Raw genomic sequence first — 18851 nt, 5'->3', positions numbered from 1 at the left:
GCGCCAAGCAGAACCTGGCGCGCTGGACCTCCACCCGCTCGGTCAAGGAGACCTTCGTCCCGCCGACGGACTACCGCTACCCGCACATGGGCTGACCAGCCCCTCCGACCAGCCGGCTCGTCCAGTAGCCACCGGTCACCCGCGACGCCCGGTCCCGCAGCCGGGCGTCGCCCCGCCGGGGCGGCGGTCCGCCCACCCGTCGCGCGCCGCCACCCTTCCCGGGACGCGCCGCGCGCGGCACCCGGATACCGCCGCCCCGGCCCTTCTGCCACCCTTGGAAACACCAGCACCAGGAGTCACGATGCTCCGTTCCGCCCTTCTCGCGGCCTCCCGGTCCCCGCAGGTCCGCACCGTGGTCGAGAAGTTCCCGCCGACCCACGCGATAGTCGAGCGCTTCGTCGCCGGCGACGTCCTCGACGACGCGGTGACCGCCACCGACGACCTGATCGCCACCGGTCGCAAGGTCACCCTGGACCACCTCGGCGAGGACACCCAGGACGCCGCCCAGGCCGCCGGCACCGCCGAGGCCTACGAGCACCTGCTCAAGGCCCTCAAGGAGACCGGCCTCGCGGCCGGTGCCGAGGTGTCGGTCAAGCTGTCGGCCGTCGGCCAGTTCCTCCCGGTGGACGGCGAGAAGATCGCGCTGGAGAACGCCCGCCGCATCTGCGAGGCCGCCGCCGACGCGGGCACCACGGTGACCCTCGACATGGAGGACCACACCACCACCGACTCCACCCTCGCCATCGCGCGCGAGCTGCGGGCGGACTTCCCCTGGCTGGGCGTCGTCCTCCAGGCCTACCTGCGCCGCACCGAGGCCGACTGCCGCGAGTTCTCCGGCCCCGGCTCCCGGGTGCGCCTGTGCAAGGGCGCCTACAAGGAGCCCGAGTCGGTGGCCTTCCAGGGCAAGCACGAGGTGGACCTCGCGTACGTCCGCGCCCTGAAGGTCCTGATGGCGGGCGAGGGCTACCCGATGATCGCCTCGCACGACCCCAACATGATCAAGATCGCCGGCCAGCTGGCCCAGTGGAACGGCCGCAAGCGGGACTCCTTCGAGTACCAGATGCTGTTCGGCATCCGTCCCGAGGAGCAGCTGCGCCTCGCCGGCGAGGGCAACACGATGCGCGTGTACCTCCCGTACGGCCAGGAGTGGTACGGCTACTTCATGCGCCGCCTCGCCGAGCGTCCGGCCAACCTGACCTTCTTCCTGCGCGCCATGGCCACCCGCGGCTGACCCGGCGCCCACGAACTGCGGCCCGCACCCCTGACGGGGGTGCGGGCCGTCGGCGTCAGCGGGAACGGCCGTCGGAGGAACGGTTTGGCGTCGGGCCCGAAGCCGAAGGACGCCGGGACCTTCGGATGGCCGTCACGCTGATCGCCGCTCGGCCGGGCTGTGCCGTATGCGGCGGAGTTTCACTCGATGGTGTGAGTTTGAGACCTGCCATAGGATTCCGTGCTGGTGAACTGGCCTTTCGACGGGAGGAGTCGGGATGCTGAGGGCTTTCGCGGAGCTGTCCACGCCGCTGGTGGCGGACGCCTGTGTGCGGCTCGGGGTCGGGCCGCGGGTGGCGCCGGTGGGTGTCGCGTCGGTGGTGGCCGGGGCCAGGGTGGCGGGGCGGGTGCTGCCGGTGCGTCACTACGGGAGCGTGGACGCGTTCCTGGAGGCGTACGGGACTGCCGCGGCCGGGGACGTGCTGGTGGTCGACAACGGCGGGCGGACCGACGAGGCCTGCATCGGGGACCTCGCGGTGCTGGAGGCGCGGGCCGGGGTGGCCGGGATCGTGGTGTGGGGGCTGCACCGGGACACCCCCGAGCTGCTGGAGATCGGGCTGCCGGTGTTCAGCTACGGCGCGCTGCCGCTCGGCCCGGTGCGGCTGGACGACCGGGAGCCGGCGGCGCTGCTGACGGCGAAGTTCGGGCCGCACCCGGTGAGCGCCGGGGACGTGGTGTTCGCCGACCCGGACGGGGTGCTGTTCGTCCCCGCCGACCGGGTCGCGGAGGTGCTGGAGACGGCCGGCGCGATCGCCGGGACCGAACGCGCGCAGGCCGGGCGGATCGCCGCCGGGGACACGCTGCGCCGGCAGACCGCCTTCGACGAGTACCTGGAGCGCCGCGCCGCCGACCCGGCGTACAGCTTCCGGCAGCACCTGCGGCGGGTCGGCGGGGCGATCGAGGAGTAGGCCGGCCGGTCAGAGCCGGCGGTACATGACGTGCGGGCCGACGTAGCCGTCCACCGGTTGGAGGAAGGCCTCGGGGACGGTGCCGACGACCTCGAAGCCGAGCGACTCGTACGGTTCCGCCGGGCCGGCCCGCCGGCCCGGGTGCGGGGGCTGCCCTGGTCTCAGCCGCCGAGGACGGCGTCCTCGACCAGGGCGGCGGTGTGCGCCTGGCCGGTGGCGTTGGGGTGCACCACCGCGTACCTGAGGGGGAGGACGCTGGTCAGCACGCCGTCCAGCCAGTGGTCGGCGTCGCAGACGCTGTGGCCCGCGCTGGCGGGGTAGAGGTCCACGAAGGAGTCGCCGTGGGCGGCGGTGACCCGGGCGATGAGCGCGTCGAGCGGCTCCACGAGCGCGGTGCGGGTCCAGGCCAGGTCGCCGGTGGTGAAGGTGCCGAACTGGAGGGGGTTGCCGTACCGGCAGAGGGCGGCGTTCTCGGGGACGAGGTGCGGATAGCCGACGGTGAGGACCCTGGCGGACGGGGCCTTGGCGTGCAGCGCGTTGAGCATCCGGCCGTAGTCGGCGCGCAACCGGTCGAACCGGCCGGGCAGTTCGGCGTCGAACTTGTCCTTGCAGGGCGTGCCCTGGCCGAGATGGACGGCGCCGAGTTCGATGCAGCTCTTGAGGATCTCGGCGAAGCCGAGGTCGTTGCCGCCGATCCCGACGGTGATCAGGTCGGTGGCCGGGTCGACGGCGTCGATCTGCCGCGGGACGGCCGGGTAGGGGGCGTTCGGGTCGGTGCCGAGCGGCGGGAGCGGGCGGCCGAAGGGGGACTGGGTGCTCACGTCGACGTTGCCGGTGGTGGCGCCGCTGCAACTGACGTTGCGCAGGCCGACCAGGGAGCCCAGGTCGCGGCGGATGATCTCGGGGTAGGACTCGACGGTCCTGGCGCAGCCGTCGCGCGGTGCGGTCTCGTCGCCGGTGGCCTCGATGACCCCGGCGGTGTAGGAGTCGCCGAGGGCCGTCCAGCGGAGCGAGGCGGCGCGGACGCCGGGGCCGGCGGCGGCCTGGGCGGTGGTCGGGGTGATCAGCCCGGCGGCGAGCACCGCCGCGGTGCCGGTGACGGCGAGGCGGGACAGGAAGCGTGGCACGGATCTCCTCCTCGGGTGCGGGGAGGAGCGCGATTCACCCCCCTGAGAGTCAATCGAGCTGCCATGAGGACGACTTGATGCCTCAAAGGGGTGAATCGACGGGCGCGGCCATGACGCCGCGGGGTTACAGCATCGACGCGGCGGGCTCGATCATCGCCCGGGCGGTCTTGCCGTCGACGTACTCGCCGAGCGCCGTCATCTCCCACTCGCCGCCGGGGCGGCGGACCAGCTTGCACATCACCACGCCGGTGTGCGGCTCGGAGTTGGTGAGGTCGAAGCGGACCAGTTCCTCCTCCGTCCGGGCGTCCAGCAGACGGCAGTAGGCGTCGCGCACGTCGGTGAACTTCTGGCCGGAGAAGGAGTTCACGACGAAGACCAGCCCGTGGACGTCGGCCGGCAGGCCCTCCAGGTGGACGGTGATCACCTCGTCGTCGCCGCCCTCGCCGCCGACCAGGTTGTCGCCGGAGTGGGAGATCGCGCCGTTGAAGATGTTCAGCTTCATGAACCAGGCCGTCTCCAGCCGCTTGTGCCGGGCGTCGAAGGCGAGGCACGAGGCGTCCAGGTCGACGGAGCGGCCGCGGGCGGCGGACTTCCAGCCGAGGGCCATCCGGATCGAGGAGAGGAACGGGCGGCCGTTCTTGACCAGGGAGACCGAGCTGCCCTTGACCAGGCTGACCCGGCCCTTGTCCAGGGTGATCTTGGCGGGCGCGGCCGGGGCCGGCGGCGCGGTGGGCGCCGGGGGAACCGCGGGCGGAGCCGGGACGGCGGTCTGACCGGTGGCGAGGGCGATCCGCGGGTCGACGGGGGAGGCGGCGGGCGAGGGCGGGGCGACCGGGCGGGTGGGGAGGTGGAGGGTCCGCTCCACCGGGGCCGGCGGCGCGGCCGGGGCCGCCGGGGGCACGGGAGCCGGCGGGGCCACGGGAGCCGGCGCTGCGACCGGGGGCTCGGGGGCCGGCGGCGCGACCGGCGCGGCGGCGGCCCGGGCGGCCGGGGCGGGGGAGTCCTCGACGGTGACGCCGAAGTCGGTGGCGATGCCCGCGAGGCCGTTGGCGTAGCCCTGGCCGACCGCGCGGACCTTCCAGGCGCCGTTGCGCAGGTAGACCTCGACCACGATGAGCGCGGTCTCCAGACCCAGCCGGGGCGGGGTGAAGGTGACCAGGACCTCGCCGGTGTCGGCGTCGCGGACGGTGGCCGTGGGCTCCGTCCCGGCGAACGTGGAGACCTGGTCGGCGGGGCTCGCGGTGACCACGATCTTGGTGATGCCGGCCGGGACGGCCCGGGTGTCGACGGTGATCGCGTCGGGGGTGCCGGCGGCGGCCGGGCGGTGACTGACACCGGGGCCGTCCGGGGCGTTGAAGAAGACGAAGTCGTCGTCCGAGCGGACCTTTCCGGCATCGGTCAGCAGCAGGCCGGAGACGTCCAGCGCCTTGGGCGCGCTGACCTCGACGGTCACTCGCGCGGCGGTCAGCGGTGCGTTGCCGCCTTGGGTCAGGACGGTGGACACGGACTCCTCCTCGGGTGCGGAACGACGGCCCGGCCGGGGCCCGTGGGGGCGCCGGGCCGGGTGCTGCCCACAGTAACGAACGAGGGTACGGGGATGCGCCCGTCCGGAGCGGTCGACTGTCGGATCGTCGGACTGCCGCAACGTCCGGCCGTCGGCAGGTCAGCGCACCGCGGTGGCCGCCGGGACACCGGGCGTCCGCGGCTCGGCGGACGTCGGTGGCACGGGCCCGAAGGAGCCGAGCGCGGCCACCGCCCGGGGGTGGTCGAGGGCGAAGGCGGAGACGCTCCAGTTCTCCGTCAGGGCCTGCTTGCGCACCGCGCCGGGGTCGACGGCCGGACGGGCGCCGCGGACGTCGAAGGTGTAGTGGCCGGGCCGGACGTCGGTGCCGGGCGGGGTGGTGAAGCGGTAGACCAGGGTGCCGCGCTCCTGCTGGACGGTCACCACGGCGCCCGGAAGGTCGGTCCAGGCGGTGCCGGCACCGGGGGCCGAGTCGCCGGGGGCGAGCCGGAATTCGGTTTGGAAGGCGGTGACGGGCTCGGTCGTGGTGAGGGTGAGCCGGTGCCGCAGGCCGTCCCGGCCGAGCGGGCCGACCCGGCCGGCGCCGGACAGCGCGTGGTCGGAGTCCGGGGTGATCCTGCGGGCGCCGACGCCGACGCCGACGCCGACGCCGACGCCGGGGCCGGGGCCGAGGCCGTCGACCGGGGCGCCGTCGATCGAGGCGTCGGCGACGCCGTCGGTGACCGGCAGGCCGGGGGTGGGCGGCGGCAGCGGGCGGGCCGGTGCGGACGGTGCGGTGGGCGCGGTGGGCCGTACCCCGGGGGCGATCGGCTCCTGCGCCGGGGCCGGGCGCCCGGGGGCGGGCTGACCGGTGCCGGGAGCCTGGGCGAAGGGGGAGGGCGAGGGTGAGGACCTGGCCGGTGCGGGCGTACCCGGTTCGGAGCCGGCGAGCTGGGTGCCGGAGGGCGGCGTGCCCTGCCCGCCCGCGGTCTGGCCGCTCGAGGTCTGCCCGGCCGAGGCCTGGCCGCCCGGTCGGGGCGTGCCCGGGCCCGCCGGGCGGGTCGCGGGCGGGGTGGCCGCCACCGGCGCGGCCACCGAGGGGCGCGAGGAGGGGCGCGAGGAGGGGCGCGTCGAGGCCCGGCCCGCGGTCGGCCCGCCGGACGCGGGGTCGTCGGTCCGGGGCTGCGCCGAGACCGCTTCGGCCTCGTCGGTGGCGCCCGGACTGGGCGGCGGGGTGGAGCCGACCCGGGCGACGCCGGCCCGGCGGCCGATCCCCTGCTGCTCGTTGAGCAGCAGGGTGGTGGCGATGCTGATGCCGACCACGGTGGACATCGCCATCGCGGCGCCGGAGAAGCGCAGGGTGGGCAGCCTGAACCGGCCGCCGAACGGGCCGGACCGGCCGTGCCGGCCGTGTCGTGCGGGCTCGTGCTGCACGTCTCGCGCGGTGTCCTCCCGCACAGCCACCGGACCCCTCCCTCCCCGAAGTCGCCGTCGCGTCGCCGTATTCTCCCACGCGTCGCCGCCGGGGCCGGCTCCCGGCCGCCGAGGCCGGTTTCCGCGGCGGGCCCGCGCCGGGAGAGCGAGAGCGTACCAGCGGGTGACCGACCCCTGGACGGATTCCATCCACTTCGTGGACACCCGTTCGACGTGCGGAAGTTGACGTTCCGTCCGACAAGCGCGGTAAGGGGCGGTCGCCCCGGACGGGGATTATTGCAACCCCCTTGCAACCCTTGCCCGGCTGGCCCGGGTGACGCAGGCTGAGGGCATCCCAAGCCGTCCCGGAGAGACCGTCATGCCGCCCGACCCGCTGTCCGCAGCCTCCAGTGCACCCCTCGCCGCCACCCCCACGGGCGGCGATGGGGACGGCTCCACCGCCGCTCCGGCGGCGGTGGAGGAGGAGGTGCTGATGCTGCGGATCTCGCTGGGCGAGGAGGTGGTCGGCGAGGTGCGCACCCGGTTCCGGTTCGAGGCCGCGCGCCCGTACGAGGTGCTGCTGACCTTCCATCTGGGACGACCGGACGAGGCCGACTGGGTGTTCTCGCGCGAGCTGCTGCGGGACGGCCTGCGCGCGCTGAGCGGCCAGGGCGACGTCAAGCTGTGGCCGGCGTACTGCCCGTGCCATGGCGCGACGCTGCACCTGGCGCTCGAATCCCCGCACGGCAGCGCCCTGTTGGAGGCCTCCAAGCCCCGGGTGCAGGCCTGGCTGGACCGCACCTACGCGCTGGTCTCCGAACACCAGGAACGCCACTGCGGCCCCACCGACGCCGAGCTGACGGCGCTGCTCGCCGACGGCTGAGACCGACGGCCGGGACCGACGGCCGGGACCGGGGGCCGAGGCGGGCCCCCGGGACGCCCGGCCGGGCGCCACCGGTCAGTGGCGCTCCGGCGACCCGACGGCCCTCGGCGGCGGGAGGCCCGGCGCGCCGGGCAGCCGGGCCGCCCCCGCGGCCAGCGCCGCCCGCAGCCGCCGGACGGCCGGGGCCGAGGAGGCGGGCAGCAGGTCGTACGGGTCGTCCGGCCCGTCCACGGTGACCAGCACCGACTCGGTGATCCGGTACGGCCGGTGGGCCAGCAGCCCGCCCAGGTAGCGGCGCAGCCGGGACAGCTCGGCGCGGACCGTCACCGTCCGGCCCGCGTCGCCGAACAGCGCCTCGGCGAGCTGGGCGGCGGTGCTGCCCTCGCGCCCGGTGGCGAGCAGGAGCAGCAGTTCGGCGTGGCGCGGGCTGAGCGGGTGGGACCAGCTGTCGGCCGCGCCACGGACGGACAGTTCGGGGCGGTCCGGGCGGCGCAGGTCGAGCCGCAGGTGGGCGCCCTCGGCCTGTTCGGCGGTCACCGTGCCGGAGCCGTCCTCCTCGGGCGGCCGCACCGGCCGCACCAGCCAGCCGTCGGCGAGCGGTTCCAGCACGCACTCGCCGAGGCCCGGCACCCATTGCACGGTGGCCGGGGTCCAGCCCTCGCTGGGCACCCGCAGTCTGGTGGGCGGCGGCAGCCCGGCCGCGGCGGCGGTCCACCCGGCCGCGTCCACCACCAGCGCGGGGCCGCCGACCCGGGCGAGCAGCGGGGCGGCCAGGGAGCGCAGCTGGTGCAGCGCCTCCAGGCGGTGGGCGCGCAGCTCGGTCTCGGCGAGCCGGGCCGCGGTGGCGGTGAGCTGGAGCAGGTACGGGCGGACGCTGTGCGCGGGGCCGCTCAGGTTGATGGCGCCGACCAGCCGGCCGGTGCCCGGGTCGCGCACCGGCGCGGCCACGCAGGTCCAGGAGTGGTGACTGCGCAGGTAGTGCTCGGCGGAGTGGACGTGCATCGGGCGCCGGGCGCGCAGGGCGACCGCGATGCCGTTGGTGCCGACGCTCTCCTCGATCCAGCGGGCGCCGGTGGTGAAGCCGATCCGGTCGGCGCTGCGGCGCAGGCCGCGTTCGCCCTCCTGCCAGAGCACGTGTCCCTCGGTGTCGGCGACGGACAGCAGCAGCGGGGCCGCGCCGCCGTCCTCCAGCAGGGTCTCGCGCAGCACCGGCAGGACGGTGTCGAGCCCGCTGGTGCGGCGGCGCTGTTCTATTTCGGCGGGGCCCAGCAGGACGGTGGCGGCGCCGGTGTCGGGGTCGAGGCCGAGGCGGCGCAGCCGGGCCCAGGAGTCGCAGATCTCGGGGCGGGGTTCGAGCAGGCCGGGGCCGCCGCCCTCCTCGGCCAGGGCGGGAGCGGTCAGTTCCCGGGCGGCGGCGTCGGCGAGGGTGCGTTCGTGGACCTTGGCCAGCTCCGCCGCGGTCGGCGGGGTGCGGCGCTCTGGTCGTCGGGACTGCCGTCCGGTCTGCCGCACTCGCGTTGCTCCTCGCCGCCGTTCGAGGACGCGTCGGGGCCGACGCGCTGACGAAAGCGTACGGCCGACGTGGGCGGCTGGGGATGGGGTCGGGCAAGTCGGCATACCGGGCGGTACGGAAACGCGGCCCCGGCGTCGCCCGGCTGACGGGAGGCCGGGGCCGGGCCGGCGGCGGGCGGGGTCAGCGCTGCGCGCCGGTGCCCTGCTGGGCCGCTTCCACGGTGTGGTGCAGGTCGGCGGTGGCCTCCAGGGAGGCGCCGGTGCTCAGTGCCAGGCAGGCGGCCAGGGCCACGGCGGCGGCCCGCAGCCAGGTGCCGGGGGCGGTGGCCGGGCGGGGGCGGAGCAGCGCGGCGACCCGCCGAGGGACCGGGCCCGAGTGGGCGGCGGCGACCAGCCGGGGCCGGGCCGGCCAGGGGGAGCGGTTCGCGGCGAGGGCGGCCCGGCCGACCGCGCGGGCGGTCACGGCGCGGTCGCCGACCCGGGCCGCGGCCACCTCGTCGGCCCAGCGCTCCAGGTGGTAGCCGAGCGGGGCGCGCAGCCCGCGGAGCGCGGGGTGGATGCCGGCGGCGTGCTCGGCGAGGGCGAGGAAGAGGTGGTGGCGGGCGGTCAGGTGGGCCCGTTCGTGGGCGAGCAGGGCGGCGCGCTCGGGGCCGGTGAGGGCCCGCAGCATGCCGGAGGTGACCACGATCCGGCCGGGCTCGCCCGGTCGGCCCGGTCGGCCGGGCAGCGCGAAGGCGTCGGCGCGCTCGTCGTCCAGCACGGTGAGCGGGTGGTCGGCGGGGCGGCGCAGCGTGCCGGCCCGGCGCGGCGTGGTGGGGCGGAACAGGGCAGCGGCCCGGAGTGCTGCGGTCGGCCACGCCGAGGGGCGCGCCCGGCGCACGGAGGCTCGCTGGGGGCGCATGTCCGGATTCCGGTCAGGGGAGGGGGCGTGGCCGGGCCGATGCGCGCCGGCCGGGTCCGGGTGCCGGCCGTCGAGCGGCTCCGATCGGAGGTCGAGCGGCTCCGAGCGGAGGTCGCCGGACGGGAGCGCGGCCCGGGCGGTGCGCAGCTCCCGCTGCCGCCGGCGGGCGGTGCGCGCCGCCCGCACGACGAGCACGAGGAGCGCCACGGCGGCCAGGACGGCCGCGAACGGCGCGGCGGGCGCGGCCGTGGTGAGCCAGGGCAGCGAGAGGTGGCCGAGGGCGGCGACCGGCGGGAGCCGGAGCAGCCCGGCGGCGGCCAGCAGCCCGAGCGAGCAGAGGGTGCCGCCCGCCAGAACGGCGGCGCTGCCGGCCAGCGTCCAGGCGGCGGCCCGCGGCGGCAGCGCCTCGGCGAGTCGGCGGGCCAGGGGGACGGCGAGGAAGGGCAGCAGCAGCGGGACCCAGACGGCGAGCATCATCGGCCGGTCGCTCCCCCCGGCGTGCCCGCACCCGGCGTGCCCGGTGCGTCCGCCTCCGGGCTGCTGTCGCCGAGCAGTTCGCGCAGCAGCTGCTCGTCCTCGGTGGAGAGGTCGGAGACGAAGCGGGCCAGCACGGTGGAGCGGTCGGCCTCGCGGCCGAGCTCGGTGTGCATCCGGCGGGCGGCGAGGCCGGCGGTGTCCTGGACGGTCGGGGTGTAGGCGTAGGCGCGGCCGGCCCGGGTGCGCTCGACCGTCCCCTTGTCGAAGAGCCGGGCCAGGATCGTCGCGATGGTGGTGCGGGCGAGGTCCCCGCCGAGCGCGGCCTGGACGTCCTGCGGCGTCATCGGCTGCCGGGCCGACCAGAGGGCGGCCAGTACCTCGGCCTCCAGCTCCCCGGCGGGCCGGCGGGCGGACGGTACGTCGGGCATGGCGGCGCTTCCTCCAGGTTTCGTCTACAGTCATGTAGACCGTCTACGTTAATGTAGACGGTCGGGGTGGTTCCCGTGCGGGCCGCCCTCCAACGTACGGGAGGTTCGCCGGCCTTGCTCCAGTTCCCCGTCGATCCGGCCGTTCACCTCGCGGTGAACCCGCTGGACGCGTCCTCACTGCTCGCCGCGTTCGGCGCGCTCGGCATCGCCGTGGTGCTGTTCGCCGAGACCGGTCTGCTGGTGGGCTTCTTCCTGCCCGGCGACTCGCTGCTGTTCACCGCCGGGCTGCTCTGCGTGCCCGGCGCCACCGGCGGCCCGCGGCTGGAGCTGTGGCAGGTGCTGCCCGCCGCCCTGGTGGGCGCGCTCGGCGGGGCCCAGGTCGGCTACCTGATCGGCCGGCGCGGCGGCCGGGCGCTGCTGCGCCGGACCAGGCGCAGGAGCCTGCTGGACGGCGTGGCGCGGGCCGAGGAGCTGCTGACCAGGTACGGCCACGGCAAGGCGATCGTGCTCGCCCGGTTCATCCCGGTGGTCCGTACGGTGCTGAATCCGCTCTGCGGCGTACTCGAAGTGCCGGTCCGCTCGTTCACCCTCTGGCAGGTGGCCGGAGGCGTGGTCTGGACGGTCGGCGTGGTGCTCGCCGGGTACGCGCTCGGTTCGTCCGTCCCCGGTATCGACCAGTACCTGCTGCCGATCATCGGTCTGGTAGTAGTTGTCTCCGTGTTCCCCATTGTTCTCGAACTGTTCCGCGCCCGTAAGGCGCGACGTCACGGAGGTGACGCTTGATGCCCTCCAGGGCGCTCGCCGTGTACGACGGCAGCGGTATCGACGGCGGCCTGTACACCCGGGTCAACGAGTGGGCGCAGTCGGCGCCGCACTGGCTGGACGAGCTGATCAAGGTCTGGTCCGCGCTGGGCCTCGGACTGTTCGCGGTCTTCATGCTCTACGCCTGGTGGCGGGCGCGCGGCGCGGACTCGGCGGTGATGGCCAGGGTGCTGGCCTCGCCGGTGATCGTGGTCGTCGCGTACGGCCTCAACTCGGTGCTCAAGAGCGCCGTCGAGGAACTCAGGCCGTGCGCCCAAATCCCCGGCAGTGTCGCGCTGGAGACCTGCCCCGGTGCCGGGGACTGGTCCTTCCCGAGCAACCACTCGGTGATCGCCTTCGCCGCCGCGGCCTCGCTCTGGTTCGTCGACCGCCGGCTCGGCTGGGTGGCCGGCCTCTTCGCGGTGCTGATGGCCGCCTCCCGGGTCTGGGTCGGGGTGCACTACCCGCACGACGTGGCGGTGGGCGCGCTGGCCGGGATGCTGGTCGCGGTGGTGCTGGCGCCGCTCGCGGGGCGCTGCGGGCCGCTGGTGGACCGGATGCGGGCGGGTGCGCTGCGGCCGCTGCTCGGTCCCGGGGAAGTGCCGCTGGTCGGGCACGGTCACTCGGTGTACGGGGTGCAGCGGCACTGAGCCGGGCCGCGGCCGCGGCCCCGGAAGTCGTCGCCATTCCGTAGTCCGCCCGGCCCTTGTCCGGTTTCGGACGGCGGGTGGAGCATGTGAGCCGGGCGTGGAGCCTCCCGAGGGGGCGCCCGCCCGGCTCAGTCGTGCTCGGGCGCGCGGGCGCCGGGCGTGCCAGCGGAGGGAGTGCCGAATGCCGTACCGACTCGACATCACGCAGGGGGACTGGCCGGGCGACCTGCTGGACAAGGGGGTCGAGGGGCTGCTGGCGGAGGCCATGGTGCTCACCCTCGCCACCGCGGGCCACGAACACGGGCCGCACGCCAACCTGGCCTTCTTCGCCTACGACGACGACCTCGTCCTCTACTTCGTCAGCGAGCGCTCCACCCGGCACAGCCACCACCTGGCCGAGGAGGCCAGGGCCGCCGCCACGGTCTTCCTGCCGCCGCCGGTCTTCGGCGAGCAGCTGCGCGGCCTCCAGCTGACCGGCGGCGCGGGCGAGGCCTGGGGGCGGCAGGCCGAGGCGGCGCTGGCGGCGTACCGGGGCCGGTACCCGGCCTTCGCGCAGGACGAGGAGACCAGGCGGCAGTTCCTCACCGGGGGCGGGGCGGCGGCGCTCTACCGTTTCCAGGTGGAGGAGCTGACGGCGGTGGACGAGCCGAACTTCGGTCGGCGCAACTACCTGCGGGCGCGGGTGGTCCGTTCGTGACCGGCCGCTGGTGACCGGCTGCTCGTAGCCGTCCTCTCGTGGTCGGCCGTTCCTGTTCGGCCGTTCCTGTTCGGCCGCTTCTCTTCGGCCGCTTCTGTTCGGCCGCGGCCATCCGGCCGCGATGACTGATCGGGTTGTCTGTACAACTTTTCAGGCGATTCATCTGCGGGACGGCATCCTGACGCCCCTCGGACACCTGGCCGCATCAGCCTGGCCGCATGAGAGTCATCGTCGTAGGAGCGGGCGTGCTGGGCACCATGCACGCCTGGCAGGCAGTCGAACGCGGCCACGAGGTCGTCCACCTGGAGCGCGAGACCGAGGCGCGCGGCGCCTCGGTGCGCAACTTCGGCCTGGTCTGGGTCAGCGGCCGGGCGCAGGGCGAGGAACTCGACACCGCGCTGCGCGCCCGCGAACTGTGGGAGTCCATCGGCGCCCGCGTCCCCGACCTCGGCTTCCGGGCCAACGGATCGCTCACCGCGATCCGCACCGAGGCCGAACTCGCCGTCGCCGAGCAGGCCCTGGCCCTGCCCGACGCCGCCGTCCGCGGCTACCGGCTGCTCGACCCCGAGGAGACCCGCGCCGCCAACCCGGCCCTGCGCGGCAAGCTGCTCGGCGCCCTGTGGTGCGAGCGCGACGCCGCCGTCGAGCCGCGCACCGCCCAGCCCGCGCTGCGCGGGTACCTGGAGTCCACCGGCCGGTACACCTTCCTGCCAGGACGCGAGGTGCGCGAGGTCGTCGGCGAGAACGCCGTCCGCGACGACCACGGCGACGTCCACACCGGTGACCTGGTGGTCCTCTGCACCGGCGCCTGGCTCGGCGGCCTGGTCCGCGAACTCGCCCCCGCCCTGCCGGTCCGCCGGGTCCGGCTCCAGATGATGCAGACCGACCCGCTCGGCGAGACCCTCACCACCTCCGTCGCCGACGGCGACAGCTTCCGCTACTACCCCGCCTTCGCCGGCACCGCCCTGGACCGGCTGCGCGAGACCCAGCCGCAGCCGCCGGTCGCCGCCGAGCACAGGATGCAGCTGCTGATGGTCCAGCGCCGCGACGGCGGACTGACCGTCGGCGACACCCACGAGTACGACCAGCCCTTCGGCTTCGACGTGGTCGAGGACCCGTACGACCACCTGGCGGGCGTCGTCGAGGAGCTGCTCGGCCGCCCGATGCCGAGGATCCGCCGCCGCTGGGCCGGGGTGTACGCGCAGTGCGTCGACTCCACCCGCGTCGTCCACCGCGAGCGCGTGCGCGACGGCGTCTGGCTGGTCACCGGGCCCGGCGGCCGCGGCATGACCTGCTCGCCCGCCATCGCCGAGACCACCGCCGAACTCGCCAACCTGTAAGGAACGTTGCTGTGACTACCGACATCCGTCTGGTCGTGCTCGACATGGCCGGCACCACCGTGGCCGACGACGGCCTGGTCGAGCAGGCCTTCACCGCGGCCGCCGCGAAGCTCGGCGTCGAGGCCGGCAGCCCGGAGTTCGATCCGATGCTGGCCCACGTCCGGGCCACCATGGGCGAGTCCAAGATCTCCGTCTTCCGGCACCTGTTCGGCGAGGAGGAGAAGGCCCGGCTGGCCAACGACGCCTTCGAGGCCGCCTACGACGACCTGGTGGGCACCGGCCACTGCGCCGCCCTGCCCGGCGCCGCCGAGGCCATCGCCGAACTGCGCGGCCGGGGCCGCAAGGTGGTCCTCACCACCGGCTTCTCCCGGACCACCCAGGACCGCATCCTGGACGCCCTCGGCTGGCAGTCCGTCGCCGACCTCACCCTCTGCCCCGCCGAGGCCGGCCGCGGCCGCCCGTACCCCGACATGGTGCTCACCGCGCTGCTGCGCACCGGCACCGACTCGGTCCGGCAGATCGCGGTGGCCGGGGACACCGGCTACGACATGCTGACCGGCACCAGGGCCGGTGCCTCGATCGTCGCCGGCGTCCTCACCGGCGCCCACGAGGAGGCCAGGCTGCGGGCCGACGGCGCCACCCACGTGCTCGGCTCGATCGCCGAACTGCCCGCTCTGCTGGGCTGATCGGGCACCCCGCACCGGGCGGGCGTCGTGGGACGCCCGCCCGTTCCACGGCTGACGGCTGACGGTGGCTGGCTGACGGGCTCAGGCGGGCGACGGCCCGGTCCTGCGGACGGACCAGAGCACCGTGCCGTCGATCAGGACGTTGCAGCCGAGGAACAGCAGCAGGGCGGCGGGGGAGTCGGCCTCACCGGGCAGCTTGGGGGCGACCCGCCCGGCCGGATCCATCCGGACGGTGACGACGTCACCGCGCCCGAACCGGCGGGAGTCCTCCGTGAGGGGGCCGCCGGGCACCGCGTCGGCCGACCCCGCCGAGGCCAGGGTGTACACCCGCCCCGAGTCGTGCAGCACATTGGTGACCTCCTCACCGACGACCACGGCCTGCACGGTCCGCCCCGAGCCCAGGATCAGGTTCGCCCAGGCCTCGGTGCCCGCCAGGTAGGCGACGAAGCCGACGGCGGAGACGCCCAGACCCCAGGCGACCGCGTTCTTCCGGAACCGGGGGTCGCCGCCGGTGTCGGGACGCACGGCGAACGCGTACAGCACGACCAGGGGGTAGACCAGCCCCACCACGCCGGCGAGGAACCCGTTGACGTGGACGTCCAGCGCGATGACGCCGACGAGCACCGCGGTGGAGACGGCGATGAGGGCCAGGGCCCCGCCGAGCCGGCGGAGCCCGCTCCGGGTGCCCTCGTCGGACCGGGCGGTGGTCATCCGAAGGCCTTCCGGATGTTGTCCCGCCGCTCGGGCGGCAGGGCGTCGCGCGTCTCGTCGAGCGGTGGGTGGAAGGAGATCCCGCCGATGGCGGCGCCCACCAGGACCGACCAGTCGTCCCAGTGATCCAGGTGCTGGGTGGTGAAGACGACGGCGAGCACGTGGGGGCTCCACGGGTGCGCGAACAGGGCCTCCAGCTGGCGGACGGTCGCGACGCCCGATCCCGGCAGGCCGTAGGCCGTCCCGGACACGGGCACGGCCAGGTCGCGGACGGTCACGGCGGCCCGGCCGAGCGGGAAGTCGAGGACGTCGACGTCGGCGTCCGGCCACGCGGCCGAGAGCTCGGCGGCGACGCGCTGGGGGTAGGTGCCGGGGGCGCCCTGCTCCTGCTCGCGCAGGAACAGGCTGAACATGCCCTGGACGATCCCGCCCTCCTCGGTTTCCACCAGGCAGGTGGAGACGTGGACCGCGCCCTCGCGCAGCTGCGCCTGGAGGGCGAGCTCGGCGGAGACGGCGATGCCGAGCTTCTGCTCCGGACCGGCGTCGGTGAGCGCGTCGAGTCCGTCCACGATCCGGCTCATCCGGTCGCCCGGGTCCTCGGCCAGGTCGATGCCGGTGAACCCCTCCGGCAGGGAGAGCCAGAGCGACGGGGCGGTCGTGTCAGTCATGTCCCACTCCCCAGACGCCGGTGACGAGCGCGCTGCCGCCGCCGAGCAGCGCGGGCAGGATCCGGCCCTTGCCGCTGCCGCCGATGGCGCCTCCGGCACCGTTGAGCGCGGCTGCGCCGCCCGTGGTGTAGTTCACCCCGGCGGTCAGTCCCGGGCTCGGGTTGTCGGACCGGGCGAGCATAGCCCCGGCCGGGACGCCGGTGATCAGTGCCGCCGGGGCCGGGGGCGGATGTTCGCGGGACCTTTACGGGCCGTCGACGCGGTCCTGACGTCGGCGGCCCGGCTCCGGGTGCAACACGTACGAGTGGACCTCAACGGCGCCAGAAGCCAAGCTTCTTGGGGGTGACGAGCTGCACCACGGCCGCGACGAACAGTTCGGCGACGGGGGAGGGCCCCGGCCCGTGGTTGAGGTGGTTCCCGGTGGTCCACTCGCCGAGGACGGTGCCGGGGCTGCCGTCGAAGGGGCTGAGCGCGTGCTCCAGGGTCACGTAGCGGACGGCCTTGGCGCCCTTGGGGTGTACGGCGGCGACGAAGTGGGCCTCGGTGGCGCCGGCCGGGGCGGGCAGGGTGACCAGCAGCATGTGGTGGCCGTCGACCGACAGGTGGCGGCAGTCGAGGCCGTGGCCGGACAGGCGGTCCCCGGGCGGCAGGGTGGCGCCCAGGTCGTCCCAGATCTGGGAGACGACGGGCAGCAGACTGCCGCCGTCCGGGGTCGGGGTGGCCACGCGCGGGCCGAACTCCAGCACCTGGCGGGCGAGCTCGCGGTGGACGAAGCGGTAGTGATGGGGCCGGGGGTCCGTCATGGGGGACACCGTAGCGAAGGCCGCGGGCGGCACGACCGGGAGGTCGGCGGCGCCGACTTCCTTTCGCCACCGGCGAGTTGGGGCGATCGGCCGGAGTCGGGCGATCGGCTCCGGCCGGTCGGCGACAGCCGGCCGGGGCGGCCGTGCCCCGCAGGACGCGAGTCCGGTTCGTCGACCGGGGCAATCTGCGGCCGGATATCCGAAACGGCGCGGAAACAAAAGCGCCCAGGTATTGCCAGTGTTCGCCGGTAACTCCTAAAGTCGCACCCATGGCAGCTGGAGAGTTCCTGGCTGCTCGCCGGCACGTCGATTTCGGACGGCTCGCGAGCGCCCTCTGTACGGCCGCTCCGGCGTGAGCCGACGGCGGTCCCCGGTCGGGTGGACGGGGGCCGGCCGTGGCGCGTCGGACCTTCTCGGGGTGGCTCGCACCCGCACTGTTCGTGCAGGTCGACGAGGTTCCCCGGTTCCTTCACAGCGGATCCCCGGTGAGTCGCCATGCCCGTGAATGCTGTCCGGGGTGCGGGCGTGGACGTTCTGCGGGCCGGTGGGCCGCTTCCCCGTGAATGATTCCGGTGCGGTCGGCGGGATTTTCCCGAACGACCGCGGATGGAATTACGGAAAAGCATGGAGGGAATTCAGTGGAAGAGACCAGTGATTCGAGGACGAATGGTTCGTCCGGGGTCGGGCGGCGCGGTTTCCTCGCCGGCGCCGCGGCCGTGGCGGCCGCCGCCGCCACCCCGACGGTGCTCCAGGCGGCCGCGAGTCCGGCCGCCGCGGCCGGCGCCGCCCGGCCCAACATCCTGCTGATCGTCACCGACGACCAGCCCAAGCACACCGAGTGGGCCACCCCGCAGACTGCCGCCTGGCTCAGCGGGCACGGCGTCCGCTTCACCAACGGCCATGTCACCACGCCGCTCTGCGCGCCCTCGCGGTCCTCGGTGTTCTCCGGCCGCCACGCCCACAACCACGGCGTGCGCAACAACGGCGCCTCGTACAGCCTGGACCAGCACACCACCGTCCAGCGCTACCTGCGGCAGGCCGGCTACCGCACCGGGCTCTTCGGCAAGTACCTCAACTCCTGGACGCTCGCGGACAATCCGCCGCACTTCGAGGAGTGGGCGCTGCTCAAGCCCGCGTACGAAAACGCCGACTGGAACATCAACGGCACCGTGCAGACCCTCACCGGCTACACCACCGACATCATCAGGAACCGCACCCTGGCGTTCCTCGACAAGGCCGCCACCGACCCCCGCCCCTGGTTCGCCTACGTCACCCCGTACGCCTCGCACGAACCCAACGTCCCCGCCGCCCGGTACGCGGACACCGTCGTCCCGCCGTGGAACGGGCGGCCCTCGGTGCCCGAAGACGACCGCAGCGACAAGCCCGCCTACATCCGGAACGCCACTGCCACCCTGGCCGACGCCCAAGCGGTGCGCACCCGCCAACTGCGCACCCTGCTCTCCGTCGACGACGCGGTACAGGCGGTCCACGACAAGCTGGCGGCGCTCGGCCAGCTCGACAACACCCTCGTCGTCTACCTCGGGGACAACGGCTACACCTGGGCCGACCACGGCTGGCTCAAGAAGTCCGTGCCCTACTCCCCGGCCCACGAGGTGCCGTTCTACCTGTCCTGGCCGGCCGGCGGGCTCGGCGCGGGCACGGTCGACAACCGGATCGTCGCCAACATCGACGTCGCCCCGACCATCCTCGACGCCGCCGGGATCACGCCCGACACCCCGCAGGACGGCCACTCGCTGCTCACCGCCCACAGCAGGGACCACCTGCTGGTGGAGTGGTGGAAGCAGGGCACGGCGGCGGGCGGCCCGCCCACCTGGTCCTCGTACGTGGCCAAGGGCCGGCAGTACACCGAGTACTACGCGCTGCACACCGACGCCGACGGCGTGGTGTCCGGGACGGGCGAGGTGAAGTTCCGCGAGTACTACGACCTTTCGGCCGACCCGTACCAGCTGACCAACCTGCTCCACCAGGCCACGCCGCAGGAGGAGCAGGCGCTCGACATCCCGGCACTGGCGGCGCAGCTGGCCGCCGACCGGGCGGCCTGACCGACCCGCCGAC

The 18851-nt window shown here is 74.9% G+C and carries 19 protein-coding genes; 9 read left to right on the top strand and 10 right to left on the bottom strand.

The features are described 5' to 3' along the window. The first annotated feature begins 301 nt into the window (after positions 1–301). Entirely contained in the window at positions 302–1231 is a 930-nt protein-coding gene (locus tag ACZ7C5_RS33325) for a proline dehydrogenase family protein (RefSeq protein ID WP_188297453.1), read from the top strand. Between the two features lie 256 nt (positions 1232–1487). After that, positions 1488–2177, top strand: coding sequence for an RraA family protein (locus tag ACZ7C5_RS33320; RefSeq protein ID WP_470324117.1), 690 nt, complete (start codon positions 1488–1490; stop codon positions 2175–2177). A 161-nt stretch (positions 2178–2338) separates the two neighbouring features. On the opposite strand, the gene ACZ7C5_RS33315 is transcribed toward ACZ7C5_RS33320, so the two are convergent. From ACZ7C5_RS33315 to ACZ7C5_RS33305, 3 genes are all read right to left on the bottom strand, one after another. Beyond that, positions 2339–3304, bottom strand: coding sequence for an SGNH/GDSL hydrolase family protein (locus tag ACZ7C5_RS33315; protein WP_401090967.1), 966 nt, complete (start codon positions 3302–3304; stop codon positions 2339–2341). 124 nt (positions 3305–3428) lie between these two features. Next, the gene (locus ACZ7C5_RS33310) at positions 3429–4796 is read right to left on the bottom strand and encodes a TerD family protein (protein WP_401091250.1); all 1368 of its coding nucleotides are present in this window, start codon (positions 4794–4796) and stop codon (positions 3429–3431) included. 171 nt (positions 4797–4967) lie between these two features. Continuing rightward, the gene (locus tag ACZ7C5_RS33305; RefSeq protein WP_470324116.1) at positions 4968–6269 is read right to left on the bottom strand and encodes a hypothetical protein; all 1302 of its coding nucleotides are present in this window, start codon (positions 6267–6269) and stop codon (positions 4968–4970) included. Between the two features lie 328 nt (positions 6270–6597). On the opposite strand from ACZ7C5_RS33305, the gene ACZ7C5_RS33300 reads away from it, so the two are divergent. Next, a complete protein-coding gene (locus ACZ7C5_RS33300; protein ID WP_401090971.1) occupies positions 6598–7101 on the top strand; it encodes an SsgA family sporulation/cell division regulator in 504 nt (167 codons plus the stop codon). A 75-nt stretch (positions 7102–7176) separates the two neighbouring features. Here the strand turns inward: ACZ7C5_RS33300 and ACZ7C5_RS33295 are convergent, their stop codons facing one another. The 3 genes from ACZ7C5_RS33295 to ACZ7C5_RS33285 all read right to left on the bottom strand — a co-directional run bounded on the left by ACZ7C5_RS33295 (position 7177) and on the right by ACZ7C5_RS33285 (position 10419). Further along, the gene (locus ACZ7C5_RS33295; protein WP_401090973.1) at positions 7177–8613 is read right to left on the bottom strand and encodes a GAF domain-containing protein; all 1437 of its coding nucleotides are present in this window, start codon (positions 8611–8613) and stop codon (positions 7177–7179) included. Between the two features lie 181 nt (positions 8614–8794). Further along, positions 8795–9991: a M56 family metallopeptidase gene (locus ACZ7C5_RS33290; RefSeq protein WP_470324115.1), complete on the bottom strand. Its 1197-nt coding sequence runs from the start codon at positions 9989–9991 to the stop codon at positions 8795–8797. Then, positions 9988–10419: a BlaI/MecI/CopY family transcriptional regulator gene (locus ACZ7C5_RS33285; RefSeq protein WP_401090977.1), complete on the bottom strand. Its 432-nt coding sequence runs from the start codon at positions 10417–10419 to the stop codon at positions 9988–9990. Before ACZ7C5_RS33285 ends, ACZ7C5_RS33290 begins: the two co-directional genes overlap by 4 nt. Positions 10420–10533: 114 nt before the next feature. Between ACZ7C5_RS33285 and ACZ7C5_RS33280 the strand changes: the two genes are divergently transcribed. The 5 genes from ACZ7C5_RS33280 (at position 10534) to ACZ7C5_RS33260 (ending at position 14593) form a co-directional block, all read left to right on the top strand. Next, positions 10534–11202, top strand: a complete 669-nt coding sequence (locus ACZ7C5_RS33280) for a DedA family protein (RefSeq protein ID WP_401090979.1) — start codon at positions 10534–10536, stop codon at positions 11200–11202. Continuing rightward, complete coding sequence (locus tag ACZ7C5_RS33275; RefSeq protein ID WP_401090981.1) at positions 11202–11870, top strand: phosphatase PAP2 family protein; 669 nt, start codon at positions 11202–11204, stop codon at positions 11868–11870. Before ACZ7C5_RS33280 ends, ACZ7C5_RS33275 begins: the two co-directional genes overlap by 1 nt. Before the next feature lie 181 nt (positions 11871–12051). Beyond that, positions 12052–12567 (top strand): pyridoxamine 5'-phosphate oxidase family protein, encoded by a 516-nt coding sequence (locus tag ACZ7C5_RS33270; RefSeq protein ID WP_401090983.1) that lies wholly within the window; start codon positions 12052–12054, stop codon positions 12565–12567. A gap of 218 nt (positions 12568–12785) precedes the next feature. Beyond that, the gene (locus tag ACZ7C5_RS33265; RefSeq protein WP_401090985.1) at positions 12786–13907 is read left to right on the top strand and encodes a TIGR03364 family FAD-dependent oxidoreductase; all 1122 of its coding nucleotides are present in this window, start codon (positions 12786–12788) and stop codon (positions 13905–13907) included. Between the two features lie 11 nt (positions 13908–13918). Next, on the top strand, positions 13919–14593 hold the full coding sequence (locus tag ACZ7C5_RS33260) for a phosphonatase-like hydrolase (RefSeq protein ID WP_470324114.1): 675 nt from the start codon (positions 13919–13921) through the stop codon (positions 14591–14593). Positions 14594–14674: 81 nt separating this feature from the next. Here ACZ7C5_RS33260 and ACZ7C5_RS33255 read toward each other — a convergent pair whose 3' ends face one another. The 4 genes from ACZ7C5_RS33255 to ACZ7C5_RS33240 all read right to left on the bottom strand — a co-directional run bounded on the left by ACZ7C5_RS33255 (position 14675) and on the right by ACZ7C5_RS33240 (position 16775). Continuing rightward, a complete protein-coding gene (locus ACZ7C5_RS33255; protein WP_401090989.1) occupies positions 14675–15304 on the bottom strand; it encodes a hypothetical protein in 630 nt (209 codons plus the stop codon). Then, entirely contained in the window at positions 15301–15972 is a 672-nt protein-coding gene (locus ACZ7C5_RS33250) for a hypothetical protein (RefSeq protein WP_470324113.1), read from the bottom strand. Before ACZ7C5_RS33250 ends, ACZ7C5_RS33255 begins: the two co-directional genes overlap by 4 nt. Further along, on the bottom strand, positions 15965–16108 hold the full coding sequence (locus tag ACZ7C5_RS33245; protein WP_401090993.1) for a hypothetical protein: 144 nt from the start codon (positions 16106–16108) through the stop codon (positions 15965–15967). Before ACZ7C5_RS33245 ends, ACZ7C5_RS33250 begins: the two co-directional genes overlap by 8 nt. A 175-nt stretch (positions 16109–16283) precedes the next feature. Then, positions 16284–16775, bottom strand: coding sequence for a hypothetical protein (locus tag ACZ7C5_RS33240; protein ID WP_470324112.1), 492 nt, complete (start codon positions 16773–16775; stop codon positions 16284–16286). A 638-nt stretch (positions 16776–17413) separates the two neighbouring features. Between ACZ7C5_RS33240 and ACZ7C5_RS33235 the strand changes: the two genes are divergently transcribed. Next, a complete protein-coding gene (locus ACZ7C5_RS33235; RefSeq protein WP_470324111.1) occupies positions 17414–18838 on the top strand; it encodes a sulfatase family protein in 1425 nt (474 codons plus the stop codon). Positions 18839–18851: the final 13 nt, after the last annotated feature.

It is taken from the genome of Kitasatospora sp. NPDC036993, from assembly GCF_055607525.1.
This window is presented reverse-complemented; position numbering and strand designations above follow the sequence as displayed.

Excerpts from the sequence above, each read along its gene's own strand:
- ACZ7C5_RS33325 (WP_188297453.1), top strand. The coding sequence starts at position 302 with ATGCTCCGTTCCGCCCTTCTCGCGGCCTCCCGGTCCCCGCAGGTCCGC.
- ACZ7C5_RS33320 (WP_470324117.1), top strand. The coding sequence starts at position 1,488 with ATGCTGAGGGCTTTCGCGGAGCTGTCCACGCCGCTGGTGGCGGACGCC.
- ACZ7C5_RS33300 (WP_401090971.1), top strand. The coding sequence starts at position 6,598 with ATGCCGCCCGACCCGCTGTCCGCAGCCTCCAGTGCACCCCTCGCCGCC.
- ACZ7C5_RS33290 (WP_470324115.1), bottom strand. The coding sequence starts at position 9,991 with ATGATGCTCGCCGTCTGGGTCCCGCTGCTGCTGCCCTTCCTCGCCGTC.
- ACZ7C5_RS33285 (WP_401090977.1), bottom strand. The coding sequence starts at position 10,419 with ATGCCCGACGTACCGTCCGCCCGCCGGCCCGCCGGGGAGCTGGAGGCC.
- ACZ7C5_RS33275 (WP_401090981.1), top strand. The coding sequence starts at position 11,202 with ATGCCCTCCAGGGCGCTCGCCGTGTACGACGGCAGCGGTATCGACGGC.
- ACZ7C5_RS33270 (WP_401090983.1), top strand. The coding sequence starts at position 12,052 with ATGCCGTACCGACTCGACATCACGCAGGGGGACTGGCCGGGCGACCTG.
- ACZ7C5_RS33265 (WP_401090985.1), top strand. The coding sequence starts at position 12,786 with ATGAGAGTCATCGTCGTAGGAGCGGGCGTGCTGGGCACCATGCACGCC.
- ACZ7C5_RS33255 (WP_401090989.1), bottom strand. The coding sequence starts at position 15,304 with ATGACCACCGCCCGGTCCGACGAGGGCACCCGGAGCGGGCTCCGCCGG.
- ACZ7C5_RS33250 (WP_470324113.1), bottom strand. The coding sequence starts at position 15,972 with ATGACTGACACGACCGCCCCGTCGCTCTGGCTCTCCCTGCCGGAGGGG.
- ACZ7C5_RS33240 (WP_470324112.1), bottom strand. The coding sequence starts at position 16,775 with ATGACGGACCCCCGGCCCCATCACTACCGCTTCGTCCACCGCGAGCTC.